1 protein-coding gene is annotated in these 255 nt (G+C 65.1%); it reads left to right on the top strand.

Going from position 1 to position 255, the window contains the following annotated elements:
- Positions 1–255: EF-Tu C-terminal domain-related protein (locus AC1MIR_RS27890; protein ID WP_480031420.1), on the top strand; the 255-nt coding region annotated here is incomplete at both ends.

A 255-nucleotide genomic window follows, 5' to 3' on the forward strand; every position in this document is an offset into this window, starting at 1 on the left:
CGCCGGGCTCGATCACGCCGCACACGCAGTTCAAGGCCGAGGCGTATATCCTGACGAAGGAGGAGGGCGGTCGCCACACGCCGTTCTTCACGAACTACCGTCCGCAGTTCTACTTCCGCACGACGGACGTGACCGGCGTGGTGAAGCTGCCGGAGGGGACGGAGATGGTGATGCCGGGCGACAACGTGACGATGGATGTCGAGCTGATCGCGCCGATCGCCATGGATGAGGGCCTGCGCTTCGCCATCCGCGAAG

This window comes from Falsiroseomonas sp. RANM36, from assembly GCF_056682175.1.